Source organism: Georgenia thermotolerans (assembly GCF_009193185.1).
In the GTDB taxonomy this organism is placed as follows: Bacteria; Actinomycetota; Actinomycetes; order Actinomycetales; family Actinomycetaceae; genus Georgenia; species Georgenia thermotolerans.
In genome coordinates this window covers 77,374-86,616 of sequence record NZ_VUKF01000020.1, presented here as the reverse complement: position 1 = coordinate 86,616, position 9,243 = coordinate 77,374, and the positions used below count along the sequence as shown (strand labels likewise).

General features: G+C 77.3%; 8 protein-coding genes. 4 read left to right on the top strand and 4 right to left on the bottom strand.

Features of this window, described 5'->3' with window-relative positions:
* Positions 1–134 precede the first annotated feature (134 nt).
* Positions 135–905: an LLM class F420-dependent oxidoreductase gene (locus GD970_RS11205; protein ID WP_152202969.1), complete on the top strand. Its 771-nt coding sequence runs from the start codon at positions 135–137 to the stop codon at positions 903–905.
* A 16-nt stretch (positions 906–921) separates the two neighbouring features.
* On the opposite strand, the gene GD970_RS11200 is transcribed toward GD970_RS11205, so the two are convergent.
* The 3 genes from GD970_RS11200 to GD970_RS11190 all read right to left on the bottom strand — a co-directional run bounded on the left by GD970_RS11200 (position 922) and on the right by GD970_RS11190 (position 3,667).
* Positions 922–1,377 (bottom strand): ASCH domain-containing protein, encoded by a 456-nt coding sequence (locus tag GD970_RS11200; protein WP_152202981.1) that lies wholly within the window; start codon positions 1,375–1,377, stop codon positions 922–924.
* Positions 1,378–1,462: 85 nt separating this feature from the next.
* Positions 1,463–2,794 carry a wax ester/triacylglycerol synthase domain-containing protein gene (locus GD970_RS11195; protein ID WP_211489909.1) on the bottom strand — a complete coding sequence of 444 codons (1,332 nt, stop codon included), beginning with the start codon at positions 2,792–2,794 and terminating at the stop codon, positions 1,463–1,465.
* Between the two features lie 288 nt (positions 2,795–3,082).
* Positions 3,083–3,667: a hypothetical protein gene (locus tag GD970_RS11190; RefSeq protein ID WP_211489910.1), complete on the bottom strand. Its 585-nt coding sequence runs from the start codon at positions 3,665–3,667 to the stop codon at positions 3,083–3,085.
* Positions 3,668–3,825: 158 nt separating this feature from the next.
* Between GD970_RS11190 and GD970_RS11185 the strand changes: the two genes are divergently transcribed.
* Both GD970_RS11185 and GD970_RS11180 read left to right on the top strand, forming a co-directional pair.
* Entirely contained in the window at positions 3,826–4,791 is a 966-nt protein-coding gene (locus tag GD970_RS11185) for a GlxA family transcriptional regulator (protein WP_152202967.1), read from the top strand.
* Between the two features lie 168 nt (positions 4,792–4,959).
* Complete coding sequence (locus GD970_RS11180) at positions 4,960–6,051, top strand: medium chain dehydrogenase/reductase family protein (protein WP_152202966.1); 1,092 nt, start codon at positions 4,960–4,962, stop codon at positions 6,049–6,051.
* Positions 6,052–6,072: 21 nt separating this feature from the next.
* Here the strand turns inward: GD970_RS11180 and GD970_RS11175 are convergent, their stop codons facing one another.
* On the bottom strand, positions 6,073–6,699 hold the full coding sequence (locus tag GD970_RS11175; RefSeq protein ID WP_152202965.1) for a GyrI-like domain-containing protein: 627 nt from the start codon (positions 6,697–6,699) through the stop codon (positions 6,073–6,075).
* A gap of 152 nt (positions 6,700–6,851) precedes the next feature.
* Here GD970_RS11175 and GD970_RS11170 point away from each other — a divergent pair, with 152 nt between their 5' ends.
* Positions 6,852–9,155, top strand: a complete 2,304-nt coding sequence (locus GD970_RS11170; protein WP_152202964.1) for a HelD family protein — start codon at positions 6,852–6,854, stop codon at positions 9,153–9,155.
* Positions 9,156–9,243 lie beyond the last annotated feature (88 nt).

Here is a 9,243-nt window from a genome sequence, read left to right as displayed (position 1 = left end):
GGGGGTGCCGGCCGGGGCCGCGCCGCCGGGGCGGGCCGCGGCGCGAAGCCGCGGGGCAAGGGGCAACCGGGGCGCCGGCACGGCGGGCCGCACCGGCGCGGGCGCTGACCCGCCCCCGGACCTAGCGTGGGGGCATGAGCCGTCCCGTTCGCATCGCGTGCCAGGTCCAGCCCCAGCACGCCGACTACGCGCAGATCCGTGACGTCGTCGCCCGCGCGGAGGACGCCGGGGCGGACGTCGTCTTCACCTGGGACCACTTCTTCCCGCTCCGCGGCGACGCGGACGGCAAGCACTTCGAGTGCTGGACCATGCTCGGGGCCTGGGCCGAGGCCACCAGCCGGGTCGAGATCGGCGCGCTGGTCACGTGCAACAGCTACCGCAACCCCGACCTGCTGGCGGACATGGCCCGCACGGTCGACCACATCAGCGGCGGACGGCTCATCCTCGGCATCGGGGCCGGCTGGTTCGAGAAGGACTACGACGAGTACGGCTACGACTTCGGCACGCCGGGCACCCGCCTGCGCGCCCTCGCCGAGGCGCTGCCGCGCATCCGGCGCCGGTGGGACCGGCTCAACCCCCCGCCCACCCGCGACATCCCGATCCTCGTCGGCGGGGGAGGGGAGAAGAAGACGCTGCGCTACACCGCCGAGCACGCCACCATCTGGCACACCTTCGGCGACGCCGCGACGCTGCGGCACAAGAGCGCCGTCCTTGACGGCCACTGCGCCGACGTCGGTCGCGACCCCGCGGAGATCGAGCGGTCGGTGGGCGTCTCCCGGCCGCCGGAGGAGGTCGGCGAGGAGCTCGTGGCCGCCGGGGCGTCCCTGTTCACGGTGGGGACGAGCGGCCCCGACTACGACCTCACGCTGATCGAGCGGTGGCTCGCCTGGCGCGACGCCCGGTAGGCCGGCACGGTCCGCGTCAGTCGGCGAGCTCCGGCGGCCAGACGACCTGGAACCGCTCGAAGACGATCTCGTCGTCGTCGGAGAAGGTCGTGCCCATGGCCGCGCAGGTACGGGTCCAGTACCGCCGGTGCTCCCTGCTCCACGAGGCGAGGGACCGGTCGTCCTCGCCCTCGTCCCAGGCGAACGCCTCGTCGGCTGTGGCGATCGTGCCCACCCGCAGCTCGACGCTGCGCAGCACCACCCGCGGGGCCCCGGCGCCGTCACAGGCGATCCAGTGCGAGCCGACCCGGGGCAGCGCCTCACCCGCGGCGGCGAATGCCGCGACGAGCTCGGCGGTGGCCCGCTTCGGGCCGTCGATCACGAGCCCGAGGAGTGCGTCGGCCAGCTCCGCGGAGTCGCCGAAGCGCTCGACGGTGTAGTCCGGGCAGGCCCGCACGGCGGCAGGGTGGGCGGCGGCGTAGGACGCCCACATCCGCTCGGCGGCAGCGGTGTCGGGCGAAGCGGGCGCGCGGTCGGTGGTCACGGGCGGCAGTCTGCCAGCGCGATCTCGGAGGCCGTTACCCGCGCCGGTCGCCGGGAAGCCGCCCGGGCCGCGCGCCGACGCTCCGCGTGATCGCGTGCAGCTGGCGGCGCAGCCCGGTCGCGAGCGCGTCCAGGTCGGGGACGAGGTCGGGGTCGACGATGACGGTGACCGACAGACGCCCCGCGTAGGAGAGGGCCGCGAAGGCGACGGCGACGTTGCCGGAGGTGGTGGTGATCGGGACGAGCCGGAGGACGGGGGCGCCCGCGAGGGTGAGCCGCTCGGCGGGCCCGGTCATGTTGGTCAGGAACGAGTTGACCAGCCGCTGACGGTCGACGAACCACCGGAACACGCCCATGGCGGCCAGGAACCGGAAGGCCGGGCCGACGAGGGCGGCCGAGGCGCCCCGGACGCGGCTCTTCTGCGCCCGGGTGCGCCCGGCGACGGTCGCGAGGCGCTCCGGCGCGTCGCCGGTGGCCGGAACCCGGACGGGCATGACCCCGACCTGGTTGCCGAGGTCGTCCGCGGCGGCCGCGGGCCGCGAGGAGACCGGGACCGAGACCACGAGCTCGGCCACCCTCTCGCCGCGGGCCCGCAGGAGGTCGGCCAGCGCGCCGCCCGTGGCGACGAGCAGGACGTCGTTGACCGTCCCGCCGCACCGGTGCGCCGCGGTCCGCAGCGGGGCGAGGTCGGCCTCGACGGTGACCACCCGGCGCCGCGGGCCGGTGGGGGCGTTGAGGGAGCAGCGCGGGGCGGGGATGCCGCCGAGCCCCAGCTCGGCCCGGCCCCGCCGCAGCAGCGGCACGGCCGCGCGCGCCGCCCGCAGCGTCCGGACCAGCTCGGCGGCCCGGTCGGCGAGCAGGTCGATCACCCCGGGGGCCGGTCGCGGTGCGGGGTGCCGGCCGGGCGGGGCGGGCACCCCGTCGGCGAGCCGGGCCAGCATGGCCAGGCCGCCGATGCCGTCGGCGAGCACGTGGTGGAGAACCACGACGACCGCGACCCCGCCGCCGCTGAGCTCGACGACCAGGCCCCGCCACAGGGGCCGCGACCGGGGCAGGGGGCGGGTGACGGTGTCGAGCGCGAGTGCCAGGAGGGCGGTGTCGTCCCCGGGGGCCGGGCAGCGGGCCCGGGAGAGGTGGGCGCCGACGTCGAAGCCGGGGTCGTCCACCCAGTACGGCCGGCCCAGCCCCCACGGCGGCTGCGCCAGCCGTTGGCGCAGCCGCGGAAGCGACGCCAGCCGCTGGGCGAGCACCGCCTCGACCGTCGCGGCGTCGGTGTCGGCGAGGACGAGGAGGGCGCCGACGTTCAGCGGCACCGGACCGACGTCGGTGACCAGCTCCACGAGGTCGCCGGGGCCGATGCGCTCCACCGGCCGGACGTGAGTCCACGTGCCGCCGAGGCGGCGCGGCCCTGCGGATCGGAGGCGACGGGCCGCGCCCGTGGCGGGCGGCCCGTCCTCGGTTCGGTCCATGGCGCGTGGCGTCCTGACCACCGCAGTCACCGTCCGTGGCGTCTCTTTGCGGCTGCTTCGGGACCTTCACGGTCTCGCAGCGACGGGTGGCGCGCGACCGCTGAAGGTCCCGCGCCGCCCGGTCCGCCGGACGGCCCCCGCGCTGCCCGCGGCCGGCGTCCGCCGTCGCGACCCTGCCCAGGAGGGTCAGGCCGCGAGGCCCAGGCCGATGCATCCGAGGCCGAGCGGCACGTCCAGCAGCATGCACGCCTCGGCGAGCGAGCGGGACACCACCTGATCGCGGCGGTGGTGGATGGCGTCCCAGAACGCGTGGCCGGCCAGGGTGAGGCCGGCGAGCACCAGGCCGGCGCGTGGCTCGACGATCAGTGCGACCACGGCGAGAGCGCCGAAACCGAGGAGCGCCGCGGCCTGCACGAGCGTCGGACGTGGCGCGCCGCGCCACAGACCGACAACCACGAGCGCCAGCCCGGTCAGCGCGAGCCCGACCCACCAGGGCAGGCCGGCGAGCTCACCGACGACCAGGACCAGGGAGGCGCCGGCGATGCTTGCCCAGGCGACCCACGGCCTGCCGAGCGCGGCCGCGGCGAGGTAGCACACGGCGGCCGCGGTGACGGTGATCGCCAGGGTGTCGCGCTCCGCCGCTCCGGTCGCCAGCAGCAGGGTCGCAACGCCGAGCCCCAGTGCGCTCGGCCAGCGACGAAGGAGTGCCCGCCAGGCGGTGGTGCCCGCCCGCGCGTGAGGGGCCGTCCGGTGGCCCAGGTCCATTGCCATGTCGTCTCCTTGCTCGAGTGGCCCGGTGTCCGCGGATCGAGGGCAGCGGGGCCGTGCGGGAATCAGCCTTCTCCGTTCACCTGCGATACCCCCGCCGGGTACCGTGGGGCTGGCCGGATCCTTGGCATGGACGTCTCTCACGCACGGGGTGGTGACCGATGGGCGAGCGGCTGGTCGCGGTGGTGGGCTACCCCGGCGCGGAGCTGCTGGACATCTCCTGCGTGACGTCGACCCTGCACGTGGCCACCCGGCTGGGCGCCGCCCCCGGGTACCGTGTCGTCCTGCTCACGCCCGGCGGACGGCCGATCACCTGCGACTCGGGCCTGTCGGTGGCGGGCCACGGCTCCTTGCAGCGGTGGACCACACCGGTGGACACGGTCGTCGTCTCCGGAGGGCTCGGGCACGTGGCCGCCGCAGGCGATCCGCTGATCGTCACCCACGTGCGCCGGCTCGCGGCCCTGAGCGGCAGGGTCGCGTCGGTGTGCACCGGCGCCACCGTCCTGGCCGCGGCCGGCCTGCTGGACGGCCGCCGGGTCACCACCCACTGGAACTTCGCCGACCAGCTCGCCCGGGACTATGCGGCGGTGCACGTCGACCCGGCGCCCATCTACGTCCGCGACGGGAACGTCTACACCTCCGCCGGCGTGACCAGCGCGCTGGACCTCACCCTGGCCCTCGTCGAGGAGGACCACGGCCCCGAGCTCGCGCGCCGCGTGGCCAGGGCGCTCGTGACCTACCTCCAGCGACCGGGGAACCAGGCCCAGATGAGCATGTTCACCGCCGCACCCCAGCACCGCCACCACGCCGTCCGAGCGGCGGCGGACCTGGTCTCGGCAAGGCTCGACGCCGACCTGTCCGTCGGGGCGCTGGCCGGCCACGCCGGCGTGAGCCCGCGCCAGCTCACCCGGCTGTTCGTCGAGCACACCGGCCGCACCCCGGGCCGGTACGTCCGCCGGGTTCGGGCCGAGGCCGCCGCGCACCTCCTCGCGTCGACGGACCTGACCGTCGCCGCGATCGCGCGCCGGTGCGGCCTGGGCACCGCGGAGTCGCTGCGCACGGCCTTCACCGCCGAGTACGGGGTCGCCCCCTCGCGGTACCGCCTGGGCTGTCGGCGCGCTCCATGAGCCTGTGCTGGATCCCCCCCGCGCCCCGCGCCCCGCGCCCCCGCGCTCGCAGGTGGCGGCATCCGGGACCGCGGCGGAGGAGGCGCCGGGGCGGCGGCGCCGGGCGACGCGCCGGCACGGGGCCAAGGTCCCTTCCTCTGGCCCGTCCGGCGGCGTAGGCATGAGCCCATGCGGCGGGTGGTGGTCGACCGCTTCGGCGGCCCGGAGGTCCTGCGGGTGGCGGAGTTCCCCGAGCCCCGCCCCGGTCCGGGCGAGGTCCGGGTGCGGGTCCTGGCTGCCGGGGTGTCCTTCACCGACGCCCTCCTGCGCGCCGGCACCTACCTCGGGGTGCCGCGGCCGCCGTTCACGCCGGGCTACGAGCTCGTCGGCGTCGTCGACGAGCTGGGCCTCGGCTGCGCCCGGCTGCGGGTGGGCGACCGGGTGGCCGCGCTGACCGCCTACGGCGCCTACGCCGAGCTCGTCTGCGTGCCCGAGGACGAGGCGGTCGAGGTGCCCGACGACCTCGACCCCGCGCAGGTCGTGGGGCTGGTCCTGACCTACGTCACGGCCTACCAGCTGCTGCACCGCGCTGCGACGGTGAAGCCGGGGGAGTCGGTGCTCGTGCACGGGGCGGCCGGCCGGGTCGGCACCGCGGTGCTCGAGCTCGGCGCGGCGGCGTCGCTGCGCATGTACGGCACCGCCTCGGCTCGGGACCGCGCCGCCGTCGAGCGGCTCGGCGCCGTCGACATCGACTACCGCACCGAGGACTTCCTGGCCCGCGTGCGCGAGCTGACCGGCGACGGCGTGGACGTCGCCCTCGACGGGCTCGGCGGCCGCATCTCGCTGCGGTCCTTCCGGGCGCTGCGCCCCGGCGGGCGCCTCGTCGTGTACGGCCACTACGCCACGCTCGCGGGCGGACGCAAGAGCTGGCGCGGCTGGGCCGAGTGGTACGGCACGACGGCGCTCGTGGGGCTCTGGGGCCTGCTCTCGCCCCGCCGGCGGGTGCTGGCCTACCGGATCCAGCGGCTGCGCGACAGCCGCCAGTGGCTACCCCTGGCCGGACGGCGGCCGGCGCGCCTCGTGGGCGGCGGGCCGCGCCGTCCGGACTGGTTCCGCGAGGACCTGCCCGCGCTCCTGGAGCTGCTGCGCCGCGGCGCGATCCACCCGGTCGTGGCCGAGCGGCTGCCGCTGGCCGAGGCCCGCCGCGCGCACGAGCTGCTCGAGAGCGCGGCGTCCCGCGGCAAGCTCGTCCTCGTGCCGGAGCCGGCCGCCGGCGGGTGATGGTCCCCTCGCCGGCCGGCGCTACGCCCCGGCGGCGGTGACCGGCTGCCTGAGGATGGTGCGCCGCCGCTCCGGGGCCACCCTGCGGAAGTCGCTGAGATAGATCTCGTGGTGCTTGCCCGTGGGGCGCAGGCCGTGGCCGGGGATGACCTCGTGGTGCAGGCGCGCCAGCACGTCGGCCTCGTCGTCGAAGGCACCCACGTGCAGCGTCTGCACGCACCGCCCCTCCGCCAGGGCCTCGAGGCGGACGTCGTCCAGGCGCACGGGCCGGTTCCGGGCCCCGGCGCGCTCGATCGCCGCGGCGACCATCGCCGCGTCGATCCAGTCCGGGACCAGGATCATGAGGGTCCACCTCCACCGCGACTTGTCCCGCGCCGTGGTGAACGCGTCCATGTCCTCGGCCCACCACAGGCCCTCCAGCGGCGGGACGACGTAGTCGCGTCCGAGCTCGTCCTTGCTGGCGAACTTCAGCGTGTAGGCGACCGGGTAGAGCGCCTGCACCGCCTCGGTGAACGCCGGGGAGGTGTTCGGGTCGCCGCGGCCGTCGATCATGAGGTAGCGCAGGTCGGGCACGTCCAGGACCCGGACCTCCCCGCGCACGGCGCGATAGGCGTCGAGGGTCTTCTTGACGTCGGTCTTGTCGGTCATCGACCACCTCGACTCGGGGGAGCGGCGCCCCGGTCGACCCCCCGCGCTCGCGGCACCGCTCCCGGGTCTGCCCCGGGACGCTCGCACGGTACCGGCACCACCCGGCGCGCGGAGCCGGAACATGCCGGGCGGGGGCGGGCGTTGACCGGGACGTGCGCGACCAACGAGGCCCCGGCGCGGGCGACGACCCGACCGGGGAGCAGGAGCACCTCGACGGTCTCTACCGCCGCCTCGACGAGGTCCGCGCCGCGACCCGGGCCCGGCGCGACGCGATCCTCGCCACCGGCCCCGGCCTGGAGCGCGACGAGGCGGGCGCCGCGCTCGACGACCGCCTCGACCGGCTCGATGCCGCCGAGCCCGCGCTGTGCTTCGGTCGCCTCGACGGCGTCGACGGACGGGTCCGGTACATCGGCCGCGTCGGCCTGCGCACGCCGGAGCGCGAGCCGCTCCTGCTCGACTGGCGGGCTCCCGCCGCCCGGCCCTTCTACGCCGCCACCCCGGACCGCCCGCTCGGCCTGCGTCGCCGGCGCCACCTGCGCACCCGCGGCCGTGCGATCGTCGGCATCGACGACGAGCCGCTCGGTCCCGGCAGCGGGGGCGAGCTCCAGGGCGAGCGGGCGCTCCGCGACGCGCTGGCCGCGCGGCGCACCGGGCGCCTGCGGGAGGTGCCCGCAACGCTCCAGCGCGAGCAGGACCAGGTGGTTCGCGCCGACCCCGGCGGCGTGCTCGTCGTGCAGGGCGGCCCGGGCACCGGCACCACCACCGCCGCCCTCCACCGCGCCGCCCACCTCCTGTACACCGACCCCGTGATCGGCCGCCGGGGCGTGCTCGTCGTCGGCCCCTCGGCGGCCTTCCTCGACTACGTCGGGCAGGTGCTGCCTGCGCTCGGGGAGACGCGGGTGGTCCTCGCGACGGTGGGGACGCTCCACCCCGGCGTCGTGGGCGCCCGCGAGGCGTCGGCCGCCGAGCGGCGCGTCAAGGGCGACCTGCGCATGGCCGACGTCGTGGCGCGCGCCGTCCGGAACCGGCAGGGCTCCGACCGCGACGTCGAGGTCGTCTACGACGGCGACACCCACGTGCTCGGCGCCGCGGCGATCGGCGCCGCGGTGGCGGAGGCCCGCCGCACCGGCCTCCCGCACAACCTCGCCCGGCGGGTCTTCCGCCGCGAGATCCTCGCCGAGCTGTCCTGGCTCGTCGTCGACGCCGGCCGGCGGCTCCTCGAGGACGTCGAGCGGGGCCTGGACGACGAGCTGGCGCGCTTCGACGACCTGCTAGCCGACCGCCCCGACGAGGCGCCGCCCGTGATCGAGCACCAGGGCAGCGACGTCGACGGCCTCCTCGGCGCCCACGAGCGCGAGCACCTCGAGCGCGAGCTGCTCGCCGACCCCGCCGTCGCCCGGGCCGTGGAGGACCTCTGGCCGCTGCTCACCCCCGAGCAGCTGCTGACCGACCTCTTCGCCGACCCGCGACGCCTGGAGCGCGCGGGGGTGCCCGCCGCCGACCGGGCGGCCCTGGCCCTGCCCGCCGGCGGCTGGTCGCCCGCCGACGTGCCGCTGCTCGACGAGGCGGCGGAGCTGCTCGGCGCGGACCCGGGCGCCGACGCCGGGCCCGCGGAGCGCCTGCGCCGCGAGCGGATCCGCTTCGCCCGGCAGATGCTGGCGCAGGCCGACCTGCTCGGCGAGCGCGCCGACGAGGTCCTGCCGGACGACCGCGCCGACGCGGAGGCCAGTGCCCGCCCCGCCCGCGACCTGGCCGAGCGGGCCGCCGACCGCACCTGGACCTTCGGCCACGTGGTCGTCGACGAGGCGCAGGAGCTCAGCCCGATGGCCTGGCGCCTCCTCCTCCGGCGCTGCCCGTCCGGGTCCATGACGGTGACCGGCGACCCGCGGCGCGGCCCGGCCCACGCGGCGGCGTCGTGGGGGGAGGTCCTGCGCCCGCACGCCGGGAGTGACTGGCGGGTGGCCACGCTGACGCTGGGCTACCGGGCCCCGGCCGTGATCGCGGCGGCGCTGCCCGCGCTGGAGGCGACCGACCCGCAGGCCCGCCCGCCCCGGCCGGTGCGGACCGGCGGGACCGCCTGGCGGCGCCGGGTCGACGGCGACCTCGTGGGCGCGGTCGTCGAGGCCGCCGGCCAGGAGCTCGCCGCGGGGGGCCGCGTCGGCGTCATCGCCCCGGAGCGGCTGGCACCCTCGATCGGCGCCGCGCTCGCCGCCGCCCACCCGGGGACCTCCTCCGGCCCGGCGGTGGACCTGCGGCGCGACGCCGTCGTGCTCACGCCCGAGCAGGCGCGCGGCCTGGAGGTCGACGCCGTCCTCGTCGTCGACCCCGGCGCCCTCCTGGCCGACCCGGCCGGGCCGGCCGCCCTCGGCGTCGCCCTCACCCGGGCCACCGAGCGGCTGGGGATCCTGCACCCGGGCGAGGCGCCGGCGCTGCTCCGCCACGTCCCGGAGCGGTGAGCGCCCCGGCCGAGCCAGGCGGGCGCCGTCCCCGGGAACAAATCCACGGACCCGCGGGTTGAGCCAAGCAGACTCAAGTTTGAGACCT